Origin of the sequence: Pseudomonas sp. CFBP 8772 (assembly GCF_014841665.1) — a bacterium.
Taxonomy (GTDB): Bacteria; Pseudomonadota; Gammaproteobacteria; order Pseudomonadales; family Pseudomonadaceae; genus Aquipseudomonas; species Aquipseudomonas graminis_B.
In genome coordinates this window covers 582,459-604,487 of sequence record NZ_JACYUI010000003.1, presented here as the reverse complement: position 1 = coordinate 604,487, position 22,029 = coordinate 582,459, and the positions used below count along the sequence as shown (strand labels likewise).

The following is a 22,029-nucleotide window of genomic DNA, read 5'->3' as shown; positions in this document are numbered from 1 at the left end:
GCGGGAGCGGTTTACTCGGCGAGGGGCACTTTGGGGGTGTGCCCGGCGTCGTCGTGATCACCGCCGGTCAGCGGCTCGTCTTCACGCACGTCGTCGGTGCGCTCGCGGTCATCGGCGACGTCAGCCGGGCGTGCGTCCGGGTCGTTGAGTTTTTCGCCGGGGATATGCGCGCTGTGGGTGGTCATGCTGTTTCTCCTGTCAGTTCTTCGGATGCTTCACGAATGACCTCGGCGGCCTGCAGGCCCTGGAGGAAGCCGGCCAGCGCCACTTCCTCCAGACGCAGGCCCTTGCGCTGGCGGATGCGCGGCAGCTTGGACAGTTCGCCCATCGCGAAGGCTTCCAGCACGGCCGGGTGGATGTAGCACTTGCGGCAGACCGCTGGGGTATTGCCCAGCAGCCGCGCGACCTCCTTGACCATGGACACGACGTGTTTCTTCGCGTCTGCCTCCGGCTCCCAGTGCAGCTTGCGCAGGGTCGCCAGTGCCATCGCGCTGCCGGCCCAGGTGCGGTAGTCCTTGGCTGTGAAATCGGCGCCGGTGAGGGTGTGCAAGTACTGGTTGATGTCGTGGGAGGACACGGTATGCCGCTGGCCGTCGTCATCCAGGTACTGGAACAGGTTCTGGCCGGGCAATTCCATGCAGCGCTTGATGATGTTCGCCAAGCGCCGGTCAGTGACGCTGAGCCGGTGCTCGACGCCGCTCTTGCCACGAAACTCGAAGTAGATCTTGCTGCCCTTCACGTCGACGTGTTTGTTGCGCAGCGTGGTCAGGCCGTAGGAGCGGTTGTCCCGGGCGTACTGGCTGTTGCCGATGCGGATCAGCGTCTGGTCGAGCAACGACAGCACCGCCGCCATGACCTTCTCGCGGCCCATGCCGGGTTTGGCCAGCTGCGTTTCCAGCTGCTTGCGCACCTTGGGCAACGCCTGGCCGAAGGCAATCATCCGCGAGTATTTGTTCTCGTCACGAATCTCGCGCCAGCGCGGGTGGTAGCGGTACTGCTTGCGTCCGCGAGCGTCACGGCCTGTCGCTTGCAGATGGCCCTGGCGGTCGGCACAGATCCACACGTCGGTGTATGCCGGTGGGATCACCAGCGCGTTGATGCGTTTGATCACGTTCTCGTCGCGGATGCGCTGGCCGTCGGTGTCGAAGTAGGCGAACTTGCCGCGCAGAATCTTGCGGGTAAATCCGGGCTGGCTGTCGTCGACGTAATGCAGATCTTTGGGCAGGTCTTCGCTGTGGATTGTGTCCGGCATGAAAGGCAGTCCTGAATGCGGGTCTTTTTGCATTGACCGTGGCGCTGCGCAGTCGTGCCGACTAATTGCATACCTGATGAATCGGACGGGTGATTGCTCGCCTACGCCAGCAGCGCGACTGATTTGATCTGCGCCCACAGTCGTTGCCCAGGCGCCAGCTGCAGCTGATCCCTGGAGTAGCGGGTGATCCGCGCCAGCAGCGGCGAGCCGTCGGCATCGAGGCGGACCAGCACATGGGCGGTGTTGTCGGCGGCGATCTCTTCGATGACGGTCACCGGCAGGCGATTGAGGATGCTGCTTTGAGCGTCGGGTTGCAGGCTCAGGCTCACGTCCCGCGCCTGCACCTTGAGGCGCAGGGGTTTGCCGGGCAGCAACGCGGAATGGGCGACGCGGATACTCAGTTCGCTGCGCGGCAAACGGACGGTGATGAGTTGATAGGCCGCATCGTACGCCTGCACGCTTCCCTCGATCACCACGCCCGCGTCGTCGCCCATCGCCAGCGGCAGATCCAGCCGCGCCAGTGTTTCGCCGATGGGGCCGCTGGCCAGCGCTTTCCCATCGCTGAGCAGCACCAGATGATCAGCCAGACGCGCCACTTCATCCTGAGCGTGACTCACGTAAATCACCGGAATATCCAGCTCGTCGTGGAGGCGCTCTAGGTACGGCAGGATTTCGCTTTTGCGTTGCGCATCCAGCGCCGCCAGGGGTTCGTCCATCAGCAGCAGGCGCGGGCTGGTCAGCAACGCGCGGGCGATCCCGACCCGTTGACGCTCGCCGCCGGACAGCCTATCGGGCGCGCGCTGGAGCAAATGATCGATGCCCAGCAGCGAGGTCGCCTGCTGCAACGTAATACGCCTGTCGCGCTCGGGGATGCGCTTGAGGCCAAAGCGCAGATTGCCCTCGACGTCGAGGTGCGGAAAAAGGCTGGCTTCCTGAAACACGTAGCCCAATGGACGTTTGTGCGGGGGCAGAAAGATGTTGTTGGCGCTGTCCTGCCAGACCTCGCCGTTGACGCGGATATAGCCGTCGGCCGCCTTTTCCAGCCCGGCGATGCAACGCAGGCAGGTGGTTTTGCCGGAGCCGGAATGGCCATACAACGCCGAGACGCCGCGACCGGGCAAGTGGAGGTCGACGTCGAGAACGAACTCGGCGTAATTCACCTGCAGCCGCACTTCAATCTTCGCACTCATGCGCCGCTCCACGCCGAACGCGCCTTGCCGCTGGAATACAGCACCAGCAGCACCACAAAGGAAAACACCAGCATCGCCCCGGCCAGCCAATGGGCCTGGGCGTATTCCATCGCTTCGACGTGGTTGTAGATCTGCGTGGACACGACGCGGGTTCTCTCCGGGATGTTGCCGCCGATCATCAGGACCACGCCAAACTCACCCACGGTGTGGGCGAAACCCAGAATCGCCCCGGTGATAAAGCCGGGGCGCGCCAGCGGCAGAATCACTGAGAAGAACGTGTCCCAGGGACTAGCGCGCAGCGTGGCCGCCACTTCAAGGGGGCGAGGACCGATGGCGACGAAGGCGTTCTGCAAGGGCTGCACCACGAACGGCAGGGAATACAGCACCGAGCCGATCACCAACCCGCTGAAACTGAAGGTCAGCGTACCAAGCCCCAGGCTCTGGGTCAGTTGCCCGACCGCTCCGTTCGGCCCAAGCAACAGCAGCAGATAAAAGCCGATCACCGTGGGTGGCAGCACCAGAGGCAGGGCCACGACCGCGCCGATGGGGCCTTTCAGCCAAGAGCGGGTGCGCGACAACCACAGCGCGATGGGCGTGCCGACGATCAGCAGAATCACGGTGGTCAGGGACGCCAGTTTCAGCGTCAGCCAGATGGCCGCGAGGTCGGCACTGCCCAGCAGCATTTACAGCTGGTACCCGTAGGATTTGATGATGGCGGCGGCTTTCGGGCCTTTGAGGTAGTCCATCAGCGCCTTGGCGGCGGCGTTGTCTTTGCCCTTGTTGAGGATCACCGCGTCCTGCTTGATCGGCTCATGCAGATTGGCCGGCACGATCCACGCCGAGCCACCGGTCAGCTTGCCGTCCTTGAACACCTGGGAGAGGGCGACGAAACCCAGCTCGGCGTTGCCGGTCTGCACGAACTGATAGGCCTGGGCGATGCTCTGGCCTTCGACGACCTTGCTTTTGGTTGCGTCGGTCAGGCCCAGTTTGTCCAGGGTCTGGGTGGCAGCGAGGCCATAGGGCGCGGCTTTCGGGTTGGCAATGGACAGGTGTTCGAATTTGCCGTTCTTGAGCACTTGACCCTTGTCGTCCACATACCCGTCTTTGGCCGACCACAGCGCCAAAGTGCCCACCGCGTAGGTAAAGCGCGAGCCTTTCACCGTCTCGTTTTCGCTCTCAAGTTTGGCGGGCGTGGCGTCATCGGCGGCGAGAAACAATTCGAACGGCGCGCCATTTTTGATCTGGGTGTAGAACTGGCCGGTCGCGCCGAAAGAAGCGACCAACTTGTGACCGGTGTCTTTTTCGAAGTCCTGGGCGATGGCCTGGATCGGCGCCGTGAAGTTGGCGGCAACGGCCACTTGGACCTCATCGGCGAACGCTGTGCCCGATGACAGCGCGGCACAGGCGATGACCAGGGCGGTGACGGTGAAGCGGTTTGAAACTGCGCGCATGTACAGGCTCCGGGCTAGCAAACGGAATGAGGAGGAACGCCAACCGGACGCCGGTCAAACGCTATGCAGCGAAATATATAGCGAGTCTCCTCCGCGCGGAAGCGGGATCGTGCCGTGCTCCGTTTTAAATCGACGTCTATATCACCGGCTCAGCGCCCGGCCAGCCGCTCAAGGGCGCCGATGGCCAGCGTCCGGGTGAGTTCTTCTGCGGACAGCGAGTGCTTGATGCCCACCGCCTGACCCGCCCAAAGATTCATGAAGCCGTCGTCGCCACGGGCTTCGGCTTTGCTGCGCAGGGGCATCAGTGCGCCGCCCGCGGTGGGGAAGGCCGGCGCGGCAGCGGCCATGGGTCCGATCTCTTTCATGATGCGGTTGACGATGCCCCGGGCCGGGCGGCCGGTGAAGATATTGGTGATGGCGGTGTGACTGTCCTGGGCGCGGCTCAGTGCCGCCTGATGCAGCGCCGAAGTCTTGGCTTCCGGGGTGAACAAGTAGGCGGTGCCCACTAGCACGGCGGAGGCGCCAAGCATGAACGCGGCGGCGATCCCGCGACTGTCGGCAATGCCGCCGGCCGCGATGACCGGAATCGTCACGGCATCGACGATCTGCGGCACCAGCGCCATCGTGCCGACCTGAGTGTGCAACTGATCGCTGAGGAACATCCCGCGATGCCCGCCAGCCTCGTAGCCCATGGCGATGATCGCGTCGCAACCCCGTGCCTCAAGCCACACGGCTTCTTCCACGGTGGTCGCCGAGGAGAGCACCTTCGCACCGGTGGCCTTTACCCGCGCCAGCAAGGCGGGATCGGGCAGGCCGAAATGGAAGCTGACCACCTCAGGTTTCAATTCCTCCACCAGCGCGCAAGCGGCCTCGTCGAAGGGTGCCCGGTTGGACATGGGCGTTGGCGCATCGAAGTCGGCGCCCAGTTCGTCGTAGTAGGGCTTGAGCAGGTGTTTCCAGTCTGCATCGGCCTGCGGGTCGGCGGGCGGGGCCGAGTGGCAGAAGAAATTCAGGTTGAGCGGCGCATGGGTGCCCGCGCGTATCCGCGCGACTTCCTCTCTAATCTGCGCGCGGGTGAGCATGGCGCAGGGCAGCGAGGGCAGGCCGCCGGCTTTGCCCACCGCGACGGCCATCGCCGAGCCGGATGCACCGGCCATGGGCGCTTGCAGGATGGGCAGTTCGATGTCCAGCAGTTTGAGCAGGCGGGTGTCGGGCCAGGCGATCATCGGCAGAGTCTCCATAGCGAAAAGGCTGTTAAAAAGCAGCATTTGAAAAGTTGCGGTTGATTTAATAGACGCTCGGTCTAATATGCAACCCCATGAACGACATCATTGCAAAACCCAGACGCCCCGGCCGCCCTCCCAAAGTGGCACGCCCTGACGACTTCGACACCCGCGAGGCGCTGATCCGCTGCGGCGTTGAGGTACTGACCGAGCAGGGCTTCATGGCCACGGGCATCGACGGCATCCTCAAGCGGGTCGGTGTGCCCAAAGGCTCCTTCTATCATTACTTCGCCAGCAAAGAGGTGTTCGGCCTCGCAGTGCTCGACAGCTACGCCGGCTATTTCGCCCGGCGCCTGGACCGCTGGCTGCTGGATGAATCGCTCTCGCCGCTGGAACGGCTGGCCGGCTTCGTTCAGGAATCGAAGGTCAATATCGCCCGCCACGATTTTCGGCGGGGCTGCCTGGTGGGCAACATGGGCCAGGAAGTGAGCGTCCTGCCAGCCGGTTTCCGCGAGGCGCTGGAAAAGGTTTTTCTCGATTGGCAGGCGCGCCTGACGGTGTGCTTCAAGGCGGCGATTGCAGCGTGCGAACTGCCGGCACGCACCGATTGCTCAGAGCTGGCGGCGTATTTCTGGATCGGCTGGGAGGGCGCCGTGCTGCGGGCTCGACTGGTGCAGAACGAGCAGCCGCTCAATACCTTCATCATCGGATTTCTGCGCGGATTGCCGCGCTGATGTCTTCGGTCCTGGTTATAGACGAGCGGTCTAAATAGGAGTGTGCGGCATGTTAAAAGGCATCCTGATCAATAAAGACGACAACGGCTACCGCGCCGAGCTGACGGACATCGACGACAGTCAGTTGCCCGAAGGCGACGTCACCGTGCGCGTCAGTCACAGCACACTGAATTATAAGGATGGCCTGGCGCTCACCGGCAAAGGGCCGATCGTGCGGCAGTTTCCGATGGTGCCCGGGGTGGACCTGGCCGGCACGGTCGAGGACAGCAGCGACACGGACTTCAAGCCGGGCGATCAGGTGCTGCTCAATGGCTGGGGCGTCGGCGAAGGGCACTGGGGCGGGCTGGCGCAGAGGGCGCGCTTGCAGGGCAAATGGCTGATCCCGCTGCCAAGCGGCTTCACGCCGGCACAGGCCATGGCCATCGGCACGGCGGGCTATACGGCGATGCTGGCGATCATGGCGCTGGAGAAAAACGGCGTGACGCCGGACAAGGGCGATGTGCTGGTGACTGGCGCCAACGGCGGTGTCGGCAGTTTCGCCATCGCGCTGCTGGCAAAACTCGGTTATCGCGTCGTGGCCTCTACCGGCCGCTTGAGCGAGAGCGATTACCTGACCTCTCTCGGCGCCGCAGAAATCATCGACCGCGCCACCCTTGCCGAGCCCGGCCGCCCGTTGGCGAAGGAGCGCTGGGCCGGGGCGATCGATTCGGTGGGCAGCCACACCCTCGCCAACACCTGCGCCAGCACCCGCTATTGGGGCACGGTGGCGACCTGCGGTCTGGCCCAGGGGATGGACTTTCCGGCGTCGGTGGCGCCCTTCATTCTGCGCGGCGTGACCCTCGCAGGCATCGACAGCGTCATGCGCCCGCGCCAGGACCGCATCGACGCCTGGGCGCGTCTGGCCCGGGATCTTGATGTGTCGCTGCTGCCGCTGATCAGCCGCGAGATCGGCTTGGGTGAGGTGATTGAGACCGCGCACCGGCTCATGAACGGTCAGGTGCGCGGGCGCATCGTGGTCGATACCCAGCGCTGATCAGCCGCAGGTGAAGGGGCGCACCTCGAGCACCCTGACCTGCGCCATGGCGGGGTGCCGAGGATTGAGCAGCAGGTTGCGCGTATGGGTGATGGTCGCGGACGGCACGATCAGACCAAGTTGCTCGCGCCGCTCCAGCCAGGCGCTGCCGAAATCCATGCTGGGGCGGTCCGCCGGTGTGACGTCCCAACCCGGAGGTAACTGAGTCAGCGCCGGTTGCCAATACAGCCCCGGGTCATCCGGCAACTGCAGGTGAACGAGCTGGAAACCCGGCTGCGGAAGGCTCGCACATTGAATGAGCGTGTCCAGGGCGCAGCCTGACGCGCTCAGCGCGAGGTAAATGGCAGGCTGGTCGGCGTGATTCCAGCGCCCGCCGAACTGCGCGGCGCCCAGGCCGGACAGATCGTTCGCGGCACTGTCCTTGCTGATCCTCCAGGCCTGCATCAGACGACCCCGCCATGCTGCAGTGCGCTGAGCACGCGGCGTGCCTGGCGCGCGCCGATCTCGGTTTCGCAGAGGGCGATGGGTGTCTGGCCGTTGAGTGCGCGGTTGGAGGCAACCATCCAGCGGCGGGCGGTGTTCTGGTCTTCGAAGAGTTCGGCGGCGTGGGTGGCGAGGGCCGCAACCCGATCGAGGCGCTCGGAGCCGACGATGTCCAGAGGCCGTTGCTGACGCTGGCGGCGTTCCAGGGTCGAGACCGAGGTCGCCAGCAAGGCTTCGAGCTGACTGTTGCTGAGGCGGAAGGCATTGCGCAGCACCTTGACCCAGCCGGGCGGGAAGCCCGAGCGGATGTAGTCAAGTCGTTCGGTTTCGTTGCGTGCATTGAGCTGGTCGGCGATCAACCAGAATGAGGGGGCGTTGTCGGTTATCGCTGCTTGAAGAGTCGAAGGCACGTCCATGCTCCTTGTGAGATCCGGTGCAGGGACCTTACGCCGCTGTCAGGGTTTCTCAAGCGAGAAGCTGTTACCGGCGTTTGCATGCCCGGCTTCAGTGGTAGGACCGGCTTTAGCCGGGAAGCTTCTAGTGGATGGCGTACAGCGCATTCCGACACCTGACTCTACTCTTGACGACTTTTAATGACTCACTATGATTAACTTTGAATCACTCTTTAGTCAGGAGCCTCCCATCATGGCAAACCCCGCAAAGACCCGATCAGTGACGGCTCACGTTCCTGAGGCGTTGGCACAGAAAGTCGATTTGATGGCAGAGCGTCTGGAACGCTCCAAAAACTGGATCGTCAAACAGGCTCTTTCCGCCTGGATAGATCAGGAAGAAGAGCGGAGTCGCCTGACTCGCGAGGCATTGGCTGACGTTGATGCTGGCCGGGTAATTGATCACCAAGCCGTTCAGGCCTGGGCTGATAGCCTTGGCACCGACACGCCGTTGCCGGTCCCGCGCTGATGGAATTGAAGTGGACGAGCAAAGCGCTTTCCGACATTGCCCGACTGTATGAGTTTCTTGCAGCGGTCAATCAGCCAGCCGCCGCACGAACCGTGCAGCAACTCACGACAGCACCGACTACGTTACTCGCCAACCCACGCATAGGCGAACGCTTGGAAGAATTTGAGCCGAGGGATGTGCGCAGAATCCAGATCGGCTGTTACGAGATGCGCTACGAGATAGCGAATTCCACAATCTATTTGCTGCGTCTGTGGCACACCCGCGAGGATCGATAGCATTACGAAAGCAGCGAAACTGACGTTTGAGCTGGGCTGAAACCGATCAAAACAGCTCAGCGTGAATACTGTGATTCCGTTTCTTTACCCTCACGAGTGAGCAACGCCTGCTTGCGCTCCACCCCCCAACGATAGCCCGACAACGCGCCATCGCTGCGCACCACACGATGGCAGGGAATCGCCACGGCAATGCGGTTTGCCCCGCAGGCCAAGGCGACCGCGCGGCTGGCGGTCGGCGCACCGATCCGTTGGGCGATCTGCGCATAGCTGGCGGTCGTGCCCGGCGGGATTTGCGCCAGGGCCTGCCAGACCCGCTGCTGAAAAGCGGTGCCCTGCAAATCCAGCGGCAGGTTCAGGCCCAGCCTCGGCGCCTCGATAAACCCCACCACCTCAGCCATGAGCCGCTCGAACTCCGCGTCGCCGCCGATCAGCGTGGCGCTGTGGAACTGATCCTGCAGGTCTTGCACCAGTCGATTGGGGTCATCGCCGAGCAGAATGGCGCACACGCCCCGGGGGCTCCGGGCCACCAGAATCGCACCGAGAAAGCACTCGCCGACGGCAAAACGGATCTCCAGCGCCGCGCCGCCCTTGCGGTAGTCGGTGGGGCTCATGCCCAGCAGTCCGGCGCTGGCCTCGTAGAAACGGCTGTTGGAATTGAAACCGGCATCGTACAGGGCGTCGGTGATACGCCCGCTGTCGGTCAGTTTGTGGCGTACCTTGTCGGCGCGGTGGGCGTTGGCGTAGCCCTTGGGCGTCAGGCCGGTGACGGCTTTGAAGACGCGGTGGAAATGCCAGGGGCTCATGGACGCGTGGGCAGCGAGCTCGGCGAGGGTCGGCAACAACTCTGCGTCGGCGATCAGACGACAGGCGCCAGCGACCACGGCGGTGTGCTGCTCAGCCAGGCCGGTGCGGTCGGCGGCGGCGCGTTTGCTGGGGCGAAACCCAGCGGCTTCGGCCTCGGTGGGACTGTCAAAGAACACCACGTTTTCCGGGCGTGGCAAGCGTGCGCTGCTGCTCGGGCGGCAGTACACCCCCGTCGTGCGCACGCCGTAGACGAACTGCCCGTCGGCGCTGACGTCCCGGGACACCACGGCGTTCCAGCGCGGGTCGAGCTCAACGGGTTGGGTGGACGGATTACTCGGCTGGGGGCTCATTTCGGCGGCTCTCTGACGGTTCACTGGACTGTACGTTAGCCGCAGTGATGGAAGGCGACACTCCGAGTCTTGCGTTCAAACTTTTGCCTTCAGGCCAACCTGTTCAATCAGCCCAGCATCGGCGGCAAGGTGCCCAGCAACGACACCGCCGCCAGCGCACCCGCGCCAAACAGGCCTTCCAGCAATACGCTCAGCCGCAGCCGCGCCACCGGCAAATCAGCGGCCTGGGCCAACTGCCGGTTCAGCGCTGCCAGCACCAGCATCCCCGCAACCATCGTGACTTTAACGGCCAGCACCAGGCCGAACCCGGCAAACGCCGGTTCTGGCCAGAACCCGCCGCTGAGGGCACGAACGTTGATCAGGCCCGTGGCGATGATCACCGCCACCAGCCCGTAGCCGATGCCGCTGAAACGCCGCAACACCCAGGCCAGATCGACACCACCATCAGCCCTCAGCAGCAGGGCCAGCATCAACAGACCGCCGAGCCAGGTGCCGACGCCGAGCAGGTGCAGCATTTGGTTGAGGATCAGCAACTGGCCTTTCAGACCGTCGAACATGGCGCCGTGACCCACCGGCGCCAGGGTTAGCAGCAACAGCGTGTTGAGGACCAGCAGCGCGCCCGGGTTCACCCGGCGATTGAGGCTGACAACCAGCACGTTCAGCAGCAGATGAACGACCCACACATGACCGAACCAGGTACTGCCCAGCACCAGCCCGACGGTGGACGGATTGATCGCGCCGCTCCAGTCGCTGCTCAGGTAAGCAGCCGTCAGCATCAACCAGGCCATCGCGCTCACCAGCGCGATGGCCGCGAGCCAGCCGAGCAGTCGACTCAGGCGAGGTTCCGCCCGGCTGGCCTCAAAAGGCAGCAAATGCCGGCCAAACAACAGGCCGCGGAACGCGCCGACCCCGAACAGCAACAGCACTGCGCCGAAGTGGATGAAACGGCACAGGATCAGTCCTTCGTGCATGGGGTTATGGCGTCACCTGAAAGCGGTAGGTGCCTTCGCTCTTGTGGGTGTCCACCGACACAGCGTGCCATTCCACCTTGTATTTGCCCGGGACCATCGGCACGGCGGGGGTCACGATCAGAACTTTCTGGTTATTGGGATCGGTTTCGACATTACGCGTCTGGATGATTTCAGTCGGCGTATCGGGGGCGTCCAGGCTGATGACCACTTTGGTGAATGTGGCTTCGACGCCTTCGGAGAAGACCAGGCGCAGCTCTTTGGGCGCGCTCACTTCGCTGTCGGCAGCGGGCTGCTGGCTTTCAAGATGGGCGTGGGCGAAGGCTGCAGTGGAGGTCAGACAGGCCAGCAGGGACAGGCAGGAGAGGGCGTGTTTGAAACGTTGGGCAGACATCGGCGGGACCTTTGCTTGGTGGCAGTTGCAGCGAATGAATGACGGAATCGACGACGGTCGACTCGTGATGACCGGATCGCTACTAGACCAGAAAGTGCAGAAGGACTCCAGCGATTAAGCCGGGTGCGCCGTCAGGATCGAGACGCTGTAGGGGGGGCAGGCAAGGGAGCCGAGTGATGCAGTGATCATGCAGCAAATGGCTGCGCCGCCTGCGCGACGCAGCCCTGGGCGGTCAGACCTTGAAGAAGCTCACGCGGTCGGTGAGCACGTCGGCCAGGGTCGACAGCTCGCGGCTGGAGCGGGCCACTTGATTGGAGCCGACGGCGGTTTCCAGCGCCGCATCGTGGATGCGGTTGATGTTGACGCTGACGTCGTCGGCCACCGCCTGTTGCTGCGCGGCGGCGCTGGCGATCTGCGCGTTCATGTCGTTGAGCGCGCCCACTTCGTGGCGGATCCTGACCAGCGCGGTTTGCGCTTCGTGGGTCTGCTCGACCGTGCGCTGGGCCATCTCGCGGCTTTCGCGCATCAGGTCGGCGGTCTTCACCGCCCCGTTTTGCAATTGGCCGACCATGTCGCGGATTTCCTGGGTCGATTCCTGGGTGCGGTTGGCCAGGGAGCGAACCTCGTCGGCGACCACTGCAAACCCGCGGCCTGCCTCACCGGCGCGGGCGGCCTCGATGGCAGCGTTAAGCGCCAGCAGGTTGGTGCGTTCGGCGATGGAGTTGATCACCGCCACCACATTCTCGATGGCGCGGCTGTCGCTGGACACCTGGCCGACCGAGTCAGCGGCGCTTTCCAGCTTGCGCGCCAGTTGGTCCATCGCCTGGGCGGTGCCTTCGACCACGCGCTTGCCGTTCTCGACTTCGTCGTCGGCGGTCTGGGTGGCACTGGCGGCCTGATTGGCGTAGCTCGCCACTTCTTTTACGGTGGTCGCCATCTGATTGACTGCAGCGGCCATATGCTGGGTTTCGCTGGCCTGGAGGCGCATCTGCTCGCTGTTGCTGTCGGAACTGGACAGCAGCTGTGCGGAAGAGTGGGTCAACGCCGCCGCAGCCGAACGCACTTCGGTGATGGTGGCCGACAGGTGCACATTGGTCGCCTTGAGCGCGCCCATGACGCTGTCGGGGTAGGCCGTTTCGATCTTGTCGGTCAGCTCGCCGGCCGCCAGACGACGGATCGAAGCCGCCACTTGATGGGGTTCAGCGCCCAGGGTCGATTTGAGGCTGCGGATGATCAGCAGCGAGGCAATGATGCCCAACACCACGGCGATGCCGGTCGCCAGCAACATCAGCGAAGCGAATTGCGAGGCGGTGGCCCGTACCGAAGTGATGTGTCCACTGATGGCCGCTTCTTCGAGGTCAATCAGTGCGTTGATGCGGGCGAGCCAGTCCTTGTAGGCGCCTGACACTTGCTCCATCAGCAGCGTCTGGGCCTGGTCGATTTCACCTTGCTGGCGCAGCTTCAGCAGTTTTTCAGTGGCGCTCAGGGAGGTGCGTTCGGCCGCTTTGATGTTGGCCAGCAGCTCTTGCTCACGGGGCGACGCGCCTTTGGTCTGGTAGATGCGGTCCATGGGCGCCGCGGAGGCCTGATAAAGGCCGTCGAGGCGCTCGATGTCACGCAAATGCGTGGCCAGCCCGGCGTCGTTGCGCACCAGCACGGCGTCGCGCAGGGCAATGGCGCGGTCATGGACGCTGCCCCGGAAATTGATCGCGTAGCGCTGTTTGATGGTGGCGTCCTCACTGACGTCGGTCAGTGCGGATTCCATTAGCCGGACCCGGTTAACGCCAACCAGCGTGACCAGAATCATCAGCGCGAGAACAAGCCCGAAGCCCAATCCCAGGCGCTTGGCGATCGAAAGATTTTTGAACATAAAAGGCACCTGAAATGGGGGGCGTTAATGATATTGGAACGCCATTACTTGGTGCGCTTTATATCGGACTTTCTACGACGTTGCCTAGAGAATTTACCTATCGAATCAATAGTGTCCGTTGATACTTTCAGAGGGAATTTTTCGACCGCTTCATGTTCCCGGCGAATTGTTTGAACGCTCGACCCGCCAGGAATAAAAAAAGCCACCGCACTGGCGTGAGGTGGCTAAAAGTCTTACCAAAGGAATGATGAAGCGGAGCATGATTCGATTGCCTGACGCTGCGGAGTCATCCGGCAATCGAGTCGTGTTCTTCATCGCCGACGACGGTAACATCCGTTCAAAGTTTTCGACTATTACGAAGGTTGATAGTGACTATCAAGACGGGTTGGGAACCCCGCCGGTTGGATAGTGCTACAAGATTTTCGGCCTTCAAGTGCGTGTTTTACCGTGTGTAGAATGTGCGTCGACAATAATCAATGTGCTCCTTTGGCTGGAACAGCCGTCCAGTCACTGGCATATGTGTTTCGTTTCCATCTGCCGCAACGCCCGCTCCAGCGCTGAACCGTATGAATTTCAAACAGCGACCCGCATCCAGGCGGCGCCCGCGCTGGGCTTTAATCGAGACAGGGGACAACAATGACTTTCGTAAAATGGAATCTGATGACGCTGGCGGTTTCGCTGGGTGTCAGTCAATTGGCAACGGCAGCGGTTGTCAGTGATCAATCGGAGGCCAAGGGCTTCGTCGACGACAGCAGTCTGACTGTTCATCTCAAGAACTACTATTTCAATCGGGACAACAAGAACGGCAAGGACGACAGCAAGGACTGGACCCAGGGCGTGCTGGGTAATTTCAGTTCCGGCTTCACCCAGGGCACCGTTGGTTTTGGCGTTGACGCCTACGGTTATTGGGGCCTGAAGCTCGATGGCGGTGGCGGGACCACCGGCACCGGCAACCTGCCCGTGGACAGCCACGGCAATCCGCAGGATGAATTCGGCACCGCCGGCGGTGCGCTGAAGATGCGCATCTCGAAGACCGAATTGCGCTACGGCAACCTGCAGCCCGAGGCGCCGGTGTTTGCCGCAGGGGGGTCACGCCTGTTCCCGCAGACCGCGACCGGTTTTAACCTGCTGAGCAGTGATATCGCCAATCTGGACCTCGATGCCGGTCATTTCACCAGCAGCAACGGCCCGGTCACGACCAACAATGATCACGGCATCTGGGCGGCGTATGCCAACGTTGAAGCCAGCAGTATTGATTACGCGGGCGGTAAATATGCGCTCAGCGATAATCTTTCGGTCAGCCTTTACGGTTCGGACCTCAAGGACGTCTGGCATCAGTACTACGCCAATGCCAACTACACCTTGCCGATCTCTGATCAGCAGTCGTTGAACGTCGATTTCAATATCTACCGCACCAACGACAGCGGTGCCGCCAAGGCCGGGGATATCAACAACACGACCTGGTCGCTGGCGGCTGCTTATTCATTCCTGACCGCTCATACCGTGACGCTGGCGTATCAGAAAGTGCATGGCGACACACCATTCGATTATGTGGCCTTTGGTAATAACGGCGGGGGCGACACTGGCGATTCGATACTGTTGGCCAACTCCGTGCAGTACTCCGACTTCAACGGGCCGGGTGAAAAGTCCTGGCAGGCGCGCTACGACCTGAACATGGCAAGTTACGGTGCGCCGGGTTTGAGCTTCATGGTTCGTTATATCCACGGTGATGACATCGATGGGTCCCACATTCCGTCGAACAGCACGTACACCGGTTATGGCGATGACGGCGACCACCACGAAACCAACCTGGAGGCGAAGTATGTCGTACAGTCCGGCCCGGCCAAGGACTTGTCCTTGCGCATGCGTCAGGCCTGGCACACCGCCAACGGCGATCAGCCCGATGGCGACGTGAAGGAATTTCGTTTGATTGCTGATTATCCGATCAATATTTTCTGATCGCTTTGCAGGATGATTTAGAAGCTCCGCTGTAGAAGAAAGCCAGGCTGTCCGAAAGGAGGCCTGGCTTTTTTTATTGACGTGTTTTGCCGCGCCGGATGTGTGAGCAGGGCGGGCCTCTTCCCGGCTAAAGCCGGTCCTACCAGAATCAGCGGCGTGTGCGTCGTAGGACCGGCTTTAGCCGGGAAGGGGCCGGTATGGCCAACACACCTCTCGCTGCCAGTCAGTCAGGCCTGTGATCCCCGCGAATCGAAAAATTCGCCATGTGCTCCAGGCCCTTGATCAGCCCCGAGTGATCCCAGCCACTCCCACCCAGCGCCGCGCAGGTGCTGAACACTTGCTGGGCATTGGCAGTGTTGGGCAGGTTCAGCCCCAATTCCCGCGCGCCTTCCAGGGCCAGGTTCAGATCCTTCTGATGCAGCGCAATCCTGAAACCCGGGTTGAACGTGCCTTTGATCATCCGCTCGCCATGGACTTCCAGAATCTTCGACGAGGCAAAGCCCCCCATCAATGCGTCGCGCACCTTGGCCGGATCAGCGCCGTTTTTCGACGCAAACAGCAGGGCTTCAGCCACCGCCTGAATGTTCAGCGCGACGATGATCTGGTTGGCGACCTTGGCGGTCTGACCGTCACCGTTGCCACCGACCAGGGTGATGTTCTTGCCCATGGCCTGAAACAGGGGCAGGGCGCGTTCGAAGGTCGCCTGCTCGCCGCCGACCATGATACTCAGCGTGGCCGCCCTGGCGCCGACTTCGCCGCCCGACACCGGGGCGTCGAGGTACTGCGCGCCGGTGGCGTTGATTTTCTCGGCGAACGCTTTGGTCGCCGAAGGTGAGATCGAACTCATGTCGATGACCACCTTGCCGGCTCCGGTGCCTTCGCTCAGACCGTTTTCGCCGAACAGCACGTCATTCACCTGCGGCGTGTCCGGCAGCATGACGATGACGAACTCCGCCTCTTGCGCCACTTCCCGCGGGTTGGCCAGCACCGTCGCGCCGCCGTCCACCAGTGACGCAGGCGGGGCACTGAAATGCCGGGAAAGGATCAATTGATGACCTGCCTTCTGCAGGTTTTCTGCCATGGGCAGGCCCATGATGCCGGTGCCGATGAATCCGATGTTAGCCATAGAAGGTGCCTCTGGTTGTTGTTGGGGAGAGGGCGGCAAGCGGCAAGCTTCAAGCTTCAAGCCGCAAGCTAGAAGCCTGACTGCGTTCGTCCGGCTGGCAATGCGTGAAGCTTGAAGCTTGCCGCTGACTTCAGATCAAATTATGGGTTTTCAGCCACCCAAGCCCCGCTTCGGTGGTGGTCAGCGGCGTGTATTCACAGCCGACCCAGCCGCGATAGCCGAGCCGGTCCAGGTGCTTGAACAGAAAGCCGTAGTTGATTTCGCCGGTGCCCGGTTCATGCCGGCCCGGGTTGTCCGCCAGTTGCACGTGGCGGATCGCCGGCAGGTGGTTTTCGAGGGTGCGGGCCAGGTCGCCCTCCATGATTTGCATGTGGTAGATGTCGTATTGCAGCGACAGATTGCGGCTGCCGACCTTCTCGCGAATCGCCAGGGCCTGGGCGGTGGTGTTCAGGTAGAACCGGGGAATGTCCAGGGTGTTGATCATTTCCATGACCAGATCGATGCCCTGGGCTTGCAGGCGGTCGGCGGCGTACTTGAGGTTGTCGACGAAAGTCTTCTCGATCAGCCCGTCGTCGAAACCTTGGGGCTTGATCCCCGCCAGGCAGTTGATCTGGGTGTTGCCGAGGACCTTGGCGTAGGCGATCGCCAGGTCAACGCCGGCGTAAAACTCCTCGACCCGATCGGGGTGACAGGCGATGCCGCGCTCACCCTTGGCCCAGTCCCCGGCCGGCAGGTTGAACAGCACTTGGGTGAGTCGGTTGCGGTCCAGCTCGGCCTTGATCTGCGCAGAGCTGAAGTCATAGGGAAACAGGTATTCGACACCGCTGAAACCGGCGTCGGCGGCGGCTTCGAAGCGGTGCAGAAACTCAAGTTCGGTGAACAGCATCGACAGGTTGGCGCATAAACGTGGCATGACGTACTCCTTCTTGTGCTGGGCTCTGTTTCTTGAATAACCGGGTGCGATCAATCCAGCAGGCTGATGGCGGTAGGGGCGTCGGCGCGGGTTTCGGCCAGGGACTCGAATTCGTTGATAGCGTTGATCTCGGTGCCCATCGCAATGTTGGTGACCCTCTCGAGAATGATCTCCACCACCACCGGCACGCGGTGCTGCCGCATCAGCCTCGTGGCCTCGGCGAAGGCGGCCTGCAGGTGCGCCGGGTCAAGCACGCGGATCGCCTTGCAGCCCAGGCCTTCGGCAACCGCAACATGATCGACGCCATAGCCTTCCAGCTCAGGCGCGTTGATGTTGTCGAACGCCAGCTGAACGCAGTAGTCGATGTCGAAGTTGCGCTGGGCCTGACGAATGAGGCCCAGGTAGGAGTTGTTCACCACCACATGGATGTACGGCAGCTTGAACTGCGCACCGACGGCCAGTTCTTCGATCATGAACTGGAAGTCGTAGTCCCCTGACAGCGCGACAACCTGGCGATTCGGGTCAGCCTTGACCACGCCCAGCGCCGCCGGAAGGGTCCAGCCCAGGGGGCCGGCTTGTCCGCAATTGATCCAGTGACGCGGCTTGTAGACGTGGAGGAATTGCGCGCCGGCAATCTGCGACAGGCCGATGGTGCTGATGTAGCAGGTGTCCTTGCCGAAGTACTGATTCATCTCCTCGTACACGCGCTGGGGCTTGACCGGGATGTTCTCGTAATGGGTCTTGCGCTGCAGCGTGCGCTTGCGTTCCTGGCAGCTGGCGAGCCAGTGGCTGCGGTCCTTCAGTTTGCCGGCGGTGTGCCACTCGCGCGCCACTTCGATGAACATCGCCAGCGCTGCGCCGGCGTCGGAAACGATGCCCAGATCCGGCGTCAGCACGCGGCCGATCTGCGTCGGCTCGATGTCAACGTGGATGAAGGTACGCCCTTCGCTGTACACCGAGACGGTGCCGGTGTGGCGGTTGGCCCAGCGGTTGCCGATGCCCAGGACGAGATCGGACGCCAGCATTGTCGCGTTGCCATAGCGGTGGGAGGTCTGCAGCCCGACCATGCCGGCCATCTGCGGATGATCGTCGGGGATCGTGCCCCAGCCCATCAGGGTCGGGATCACCGGAATGCCGGTCAGCTCGGCGAATTCCACCAGCGCGTCCGACGCATCGGCGTTGATAATGCCGCCACCGGCCACGATCAGCGGACGCTCCGACGCGTTGAGCATCGCCAGGGCTTTTTCGATTTGCTTGCGGCTGGCCTGGGGTTTGACCACCGGCAGCGGTTCGTAAGCGTCGATGTCGAATTCGATCTCGGCCATCTGCACGTCGAAGGGCAGGTCGATCAATACCGGGCCGGGCCGGCCGCTGCGCATCAACTGGAAGGCTTTCTGGAACACATACGGCACCTGGCCGGGTTCCATGACGGTGGTTGCCCATTTGGCCACCGGGGCTGCGATGCTGGCGATGTCCACGGCCTGGAAGTCTTCCTTGTGCATCCGTGCACGGGGTGCCTGGCCGGTGATGCAGAGAATCGGAATCGAGTCGGCGGAGGCTGAATAGAGACCGGTGATCATGTCGGTGCCGGCCGGGCCCGACGTACCGATGCACACGCCGATATTGCCGGCGATGGCACGGGTGTAACCCTCGGCCATGTGCGAAGCGCCTTCGACGTGGCGCGCCAGCACGTGGTCAATGCTGCCGAGTTTCTTGAAGGCGGCGTACAGCGGGTTGATCGCGGCGCCGGGAATTCCGAAGGCGGTGTCGACGCCTTCGCGCCGCATCACCAGAACGGCGGCTTCGATGGCTCTCATGACGGTCATTTGTTAGTCTCCCGAACTCGATAGTTTTTGTACGTAAACAGCCTGATTTGAATCCGATGTTTTGTGAATGGCTGTTTTTATCCCTTCTATCGGTATCTGGAGTATCGAATGGATCGCTACACGGAATTGCGCAGCTACGTCCTGGTGGCCACCCGTGGCAGTTTCGCCGCCGCTGCGCTGGTGGAGGGCGTGACGCCGGTGATCATGGGCCGGCGGCTGAGTGCGCTGGAGGATCGGCTGGGCGTGAAGCTGATTCATCGCTCGACCCGGGGCCTGACCCTGACCGATGCGGGCGAGTCGTACCTGGAGAACGCCAAGCTGGTGCTCCAATCATTCGAGGAACTGGACGCCAGCATCAGCGAGAACGAAAGCAGCGTGCGGGGCCATCTGGTGGTCTCGGCGCCGGCGGGGTTTGGACGTCAGCACGTCGCGCCCCATGCGCCGGAATTCCAGGCGCGGTTTCCGGATTTGCAGCTGTCCTTCAACCTGACTGACAACGTGGTGGATCTGGTGCGTGAGGGTTATGACATGAGCATCCGCATCGGCGAGGTGCTCGACCCCAACTACGTCGCCATCAAGCTGTACGCCAACAAACGCGTGGTCTGTGGCTCACCGGCCTATTTCGCGGAGCACGGATTCCCCCGGCTGCTTGAGGACCTGGCGCAGCACAATTGCCTGTCGTTCAACCTGCAGGGCGGGCAGCATCGCGGCTGGACCTTCCAGCGCGAGGGCAGGCCGGTGGCGATCAAGGTCGCGGGCAATCTGTACTGCAACGATGGCGAGCTGTTGTATGACTGGGCCAAGCGCGGGCTGGGCCTGAGCTGGCGCTCGACGTGGGAGATTCAGAACGCAGTGGAGAGCGGCGCCCTAGTCACCGTGCTGGATGAATTCGCCTTGCCCAGTTACGACATCCAGGGCGTTTACCCGCAGCAGCATTACCTGCCGGCGAAAGTGCGGTTTTTCATCGCGTTTCTGAAAGAGGTGTACAACCGACCGGGGTATTGGCGGCAGGGGTGAGCCGTCATTCCCCTGGCACCTCAATCAAACGCTTCCCGGCTAAAGCCGGTCCTACAACTCCGCGCCCGACGCAACGAGGTGCCGTAACGCAAATTTCTGGTAGGACCGGCTTCCGCCGGGAAGGGGCCGTAACCGGCGCTAAAGACAGGTTGAATGCACAGACGTCTTCCCGGCTGAAGCCGGTCCTACAACTCCGCGCCCGACGCAACGAGGTGCCGTAACGCAAATTTCTGGTAGGACCGGCTTCAGCCGGGAAGGGGCGGTAACTGGCGCTAAAGCCAGGTTGAATGCTCAGACGTCTTCCCGGCCGAAGCCGGTCCTGCCATTGGCGACCCAGGAACCTAAATCAACTCCACCGACACCACCGGCAGCCCGCGAATCTCGCCAACCGCCAGGCCCGGCCCGCGGGTCTTGTACATCCCGGTATAGGAACCGGTTGTGATCACCATCTCCGGCGTCACGCTCAGCCCGTTCTGCGTGTGGTGATTGACCAGCCACGGCAGCAAGCGCCGAGGGTCGCCGGCCGGATTCGCCCCGTCCCCCGGCACGATGTCTTCGTCGCCATAGGTAAAGCTCAGCGCAGGCTCGACAAACGGGAAGCTGGCATCGTAGTCAACAAATTCGCCAACAATTAGCGCGCCGTGGTTGAGCAGGTCGCCCAACGCCAGCAGCGGTTCGATCTTCGGCCAGGCGGCAAAGCGGCTCGACACCACTTCAATGGTCGCGCCCATCGTCTGGATGCTGCCCAGCACTTCGTCATCCGAATACGCCTCATCGCGAGGGGCGAATTCGCGACCCAGCCGAAAGGCGATCTCCAGTTCCAGAATCGGCGACGGGTAGTCGATGCACTCCACCTGGCTGCCGCTGGCAAAAATACCGTCGTCCGGCAGGAGCGCGCCATTGATAGGCCCGGTCGGCGATTTGGCGCCGACCTTCCAGCCGCCCACTGAGGTCTCGCGCAGGCGCAGAATCTCGCGTTGCAGCGCGTAGGCACTGGCCGCATCGGCGGGCACGTACTCAGGGCGGATGTCGGTGATTTTCTGACCGGCGCCCATGGCGTCGACGATCAATTGGGCAATGTTCGCTGGGTGAGACGATGGATTCACGCGGATCTTCCTTCAGACAATTGATGGAAAGCGCCCCGATTCCGTTGCCGGTCAGGCGAGGGACGGCGGAGCCAGCGTGACTACTCTAACCCTATTTCGGCCGGTGGGCCGAGGCTGGGCTGCGGACCCGTGCCCGCACTCAAACTCGCCCGGCGCTGTACGCCAGGTCCGCGCGCAGACGCTGAACGCAGAAATCAACGAACGAGCGCACTTTGGATGAGCCTCTTCGGCCTTCGACGTAGACCACGTAAACCGGCATCGGCGTGACCTCGAAGTCTTCGAGCACGGCGCGCAACGTGCCCGCCTGCAGGTGTCGGCGAATCTGGTAGGACGGCACCTGAGTCAGGCCCCAGCCATCAAGGGCGGCATGAGTGGACGCCGTGAACGAGGTCATTGCCAACCGCGATTGCACCTTCACGTCCTGGTGCTGGCCGTCGATGCGGAAGGTCCACGCGGGGCTGCGGCCGGTAATCATCACGGAAACGGTTTCGCGCTCGATGAGCTCGTGGGGATGCCGGGGAGTGCCATGGGCCTTGAGGTAAGCGGGGGAGGCGCAGACCATGCGCCGGACGCTGCCGACCTGAATGGCGGTCATCGTGGAGTCGGGCAACTCGCCGATGCGCACCGAGACGTCGATACCTTCTTCCAGCTGCCCGGCGATTCGGTCCATTAACAGGCCGCGGATCTGCACTTGGGGATGCTGGTTCAGGTACTCGGTCATGACCGGCGTGACGTGCAGGTCGCCGAACACTTGCGGCGCGGTAACGGTCAGCAACCCACGCGGCGTCCCATGAATGCCGGCGGCGGCGCTCTCGGCCTCCTGCAGATCGGCCAGCAAGCGCCGGCAGTCGTCGGCGAAACGCACGCCGGCTTCGGTCAGGCGCAGCTGCCGGGTGGTGCGCACGATCAGCAAGGTGCCGAGCCGTGCTTCCAGCTGCGCGACGGCCCGGGTGACGGTGGCCGTGGACACGTTCAGGTTGCGCGACACCGCCGCGAAGCTGGGGCCTTCGGCAACGGCGGCGAAAAGGGTCATTTCCTGAATGCGGTCCACTGAGCGTCCGTTCCGAGTCAACGAGAGCGGCAGTCTGCGGCAAATCCGGGCAAGCGGAAAGGCCTGATCCAGACGGTCAGAAAAAC

At 62.6% G+C, this 22,029-nt stretch carries 23 protein-coding genes and 1 pseudogene; 6 read left to right on the top strand and 18 right to left on the bottom strand.

Annotation, left to right across the window (positions count from 1 at the left end; translation table 11 throughout):
• Positions 1-11: 11 nt before the first annotated feature.
• From IFT99_RS09465 to IFT99_RS09440, 6 genes are all read right to left on the bottom strand, one after another.
• Positions 12-185, bottom strand: a complete 174-nt coding sequence (locus IFT99_RS09465) for a hypothetical protein (protein WP_192131843.1) — start codon at positions 183-185, stop codon at positions 12-14.
• Positions 182-1,252, bottom strand: a complete 1,071-nt coding sequence (locus tag IFT99_RS09460) for a DNA topoisomerase IB (RefSeq protein WP_192131841.1) — start codon at positions 1,250-1,252, stop codon at positions 182-184. The genes IFT99_RS09465 and IFT99_RS09460 overlap by 4 nt, the downstream gene beginning before the upstream one ends.
• Before the next feature lie 101 nt (positions 1,253-1,353).
• Positions 1,354-2,442, bottom strand: coding sequence for a molybdenum ABC transporter ATP-binding protein (gene modC / locus IFT99_RS09455; protein ID WP_192131839.1), 1,089 nt, complete (start codon positions 2,440-2,442; stop codon positions 1,354-1,356).
• Positions 2,439-3,125, bottom strand: a complete 687-nt coding sequence (gene modB / locus IFT99_RS09450; protein WP_192131837.1) for a molybdate ABC transporter permease subunit — start codon at positions 3,123-3,125, stop codon at positions 2,439-2,441. Before modB ends, modC begins: the two co-directional genes overlap by 4 nt.
• On the bottom strand, positions 3,126-3,893 hold the full coding sequence (modA, locus tag IFT99_RS09445) for a molybdate ABC transporter substrate-binding protein (protein WP_192131835.1): 768 nt from the start codon (positions 3,891-3,893) through the stop codon (positions 3,126-3,128). It abuts the gene before it with no gap.
• 149 nt (positions 3,894-4,042) lie between these two features.
• Positions 4,043-5,119, bottom strand: a complete 1,077-nt coding sequence (locus IFT99_RS09440) for an NAD(P)H-dependent flavin oxidoreductase (protein ID WP_192131833.1) — start codon at positions 5,117-5,119, stop codon at positions 4,043-4,045.
• Positions 5,120-5,211: 92 nt separating this feature from the next.
• Between IFT99_RS09440 and acuR the strand changes: the two genes are divergently transcribed.
• Both acuR and acuI read left to right on the top strand, forming a co-directional pair.
• Entirely contained in the window at positions 5,212-5,850 is a 639-nt protein-coding gene (gene acuR / locus IFT99_RS09435) for an acrylate utilization transcriptional regulator AcuR (RefSeq protein ID WP_192131831.1), read from the top strand.
• A 49-nt stretch (positions 5,851-5,899) separates the two neighbouring features.
• On the top strand, positions 5,900-6,883 hold the full coding sequence (gene acuI / locus IFT99_RS09430; RefSeq protein ID WP_192131829.1) for an acrylyl-CoA reductase (NADPH): 984 nt from the start codon (positions 5,900-5,902) through the stop codon (positions 6,881-6,883).
• Here the strand turns inward: acuI and IFT99_RS09425 are convergent, their stop codons facing one another.
• The gene (locus IFT99_RS09425) at positions 6,884-7,327 is read right to left on the bottom strand and encodes an RES family NAD+ phosphorylase (RefSeq protein WP_192131828.1); all 444 of its coding nucleotides are present in this window, start codon (positions 7,325-7,327) and stop codon (positions 6,884-6,886) included. It lies immediately after the preceding gene.
• Positions 7,327-7,776: a type II RES/Xre toxin-antitoxin system antitoxin gene (gene parS, locus IFT99_RS09420; protein WP_244160384.1), complete on the bottom strand. Its 450-nt coding sequence runs from the start codon at positions 7,774-7,776 to the stop codon at positions 7,327-7,329. The genes IFT99_RS09425 and parS overlap by 1 nt, the downstream gene beginning before the upstream one ends.
• Before the next feature lie 235 nt (positions 7,777-8,011).
• Between parS and IFT99_RS09415 the strand changes: the two genes are divergently transcribed.
• Positions 8,012-8,284, top strand: coding sequence for a CopG family ribbon-helix-helix protein (locus IFT99_RS09415; RefSeq protein ID WP_065990867.1), 273 nt, complete (start codon positions 8,012-8,014; stop codon positions 8,282-8,284).
• Positions 8,284-8,559, top strand: a complete 276-nt coding sequence (locus IFT99_RS09410) for a type II toxin-antitoxin system RelE/ParE family toxin (RefSeq protein WP_065990514.1) — start codon at positions 8,284-8,286, stop codon at positions 8,557-8,559. Before IFT99_RS09415 ends, IFT99_RS09410 begins: the two co-directional genes overlap by 1 nt.
• A gap of 56 nt (positions 8,560-8,615) precedes the next feature.
• Here the strand turns inward: IFT99_RS09410 and ada are convergent, their stop codons facing one another.
• The 5 genes and pseudogenes from ada to IFT99_RS26745 form a co-directional block, all read right to left on the bottom strand.
• Positions 8,616-9,713, bottom strand: coding sequence for a bifunctional DNA-binding transcriptional regulator/O6-methylguanine-DNA methyltransferase Ada (gene ada / locus IFT99_RS09405; protein WP_192131826.1), 1,098 nt, complete (start codon positions 9,711-9,713; stop codon positions 8,616-8,618).
• Between the two features lie 107 nt (positions 9,714-9,820).
• Entirely contained in the window at positions 9,821-10,684 is an 864-nt protein-coding gene (gene copD / locus IFT99_RS09400) for a copper homeostasis membrane protein CopD (RefSeq protein ID WP_192131824.1), read from the bottom strand.
• Positions 10,685-10,688: 4 nt separating this feature from the next.
• Positions 10,689-11,075: a copper homeostasis periplasmic binding protein CopC gene (gene copC / locus IFT99_RS09395; protein WP_065990527.1), complete on the bottom strand. Its 387-nt coding sequence runs from the start codon at positions 11,073-11,075 to the stop codon at positions 10,689-10,691.
• A gap of 232 nt (positions 11,076-11,307) precedes the next feature.
• Positions 11,308-12,012, bottom strand: coding sequence for a methyl-accepting chemotaxis protein (locus tag IFT99_RS26750; RefSeq protein ID WP_410930013.1), 705 nt, complete (start codon positions 12,010-12,012; stop codon positions 11,308-11,310).
• Between the two features lie 423 nt (positions 12,013-12,435).
• Positions 12,436-12,945: pseudogene (locus tag IFT99_RS26745) on the bottom strand (MCP four helix bundle domain-containing protein); the annotation flags it as partial.
• A 636-nt stretch (positions 12,946-13,581) separates the two neighbouring features.
• Between IFT99_RS26745 and IFT99_RS09385 the strand changes: the two are divergent.
• Positions 13,582-14,904: an OprD family porin gene (locus IFT99_RS09385; protein WP_192131820.1), complete on the top strand. Its 1,323-nt coding sequence runs from the start codon at positions 13,582-13,584 to the stop codon at positions 14,902-14,904.
• 223 nt (positions 14,905-15,127) lie between these two features.
• On the opposite strand, the gene IFT99_RS09380 is transcribed toward IFT99_RS09385, so the two are convergent.
• The 3 genes from IFT99_RS09380 to gcl form a co-directional block, all read right to left on the bottom strand.
• Positions 15,128-16,030, bottom strand: a complete 903-nt coding sequence (locus IFT99_RS09380) for a 2-hydroxy-3-oxopropionate reductase (RefSeq protein WP_192131818.1) — start codon at positions 16,028-16,030, stop codon at positions 15,128-15,130.
• A gap of 130 nt (positions 16,031-16,160) precedes the next feature.
• Positions 16,161-16,943 (bottom strand): hydroxypyruvate isomerase, encoded by a 783-nt coding sequence (hyi, locus tag IFT99_RS09375; protein WP_192131816.1) that lies wholly within the window; start codon positions 16,941-16,943, stop codon positions 16,161-16,163.
• A 50-nt stretch (positions 16,944-16,993) separates the two neighbouring features.
• A complete protein-coding gene (gene gcl, locus IFT99_RS09370; RefSeq protein WP_192131814.1) occupies positions 16,994-18,769 on the bottom strand; it encodes a glyoxylate carboligase in 1,776 nt (591 codons plus the stop codon).
• A 108-nt stretch (positions 18,770-18,877) separates the two neighbouring features.
• Between gcl and IFT99_RS09365 the strand changes: the two genes are divergently transcribed.
• Positions 18,878-19,786, top strand: a complete 909-nt coding sequence (locus IFT99_RS09365; RefSeq protein WP_192131812.1) for a LysR family transcriptional regulator — start codon at positions 18,878-18,880, stop codon at positions 19,784-19,786.
• A gap of 341 nt (positions 19,787-20,127) precedes the next feature.
• Here the strand turns inward: IFT99_RS09365 and IFT99_RS09360 are convergent, their stop codons facing one another.
• Together IFT99_RS09360 and IFT99_RS09355 are read right to left on the bottom strand one after the other, a co-directional pair.
• Complete coding sequence (locus tag IFT99_RS09360; RefSeq protein WP_192131810.1) at positions 20,128-20,892, bottom strand: 2-keto-4-pentenoate hydratase; 765 nt, start codon at positions 20,890-20,892, stop codon at positions 20,128-20,130.
• A gap of 139 nt (positions 20,893-21,031) precedes the next feature.
• Entirely contained in the window at positions 21,032-21,943 is a 912-nt protein-coding gene (locus tag IFT99_RS09355) for a LysR substrate-binding domain-containing protein (RefSeq protein WP_192131809.1), read from the bottom strand.
• Between the last annotated feature and the right edge of the window lie 86 nt (positions 21,944-22,029).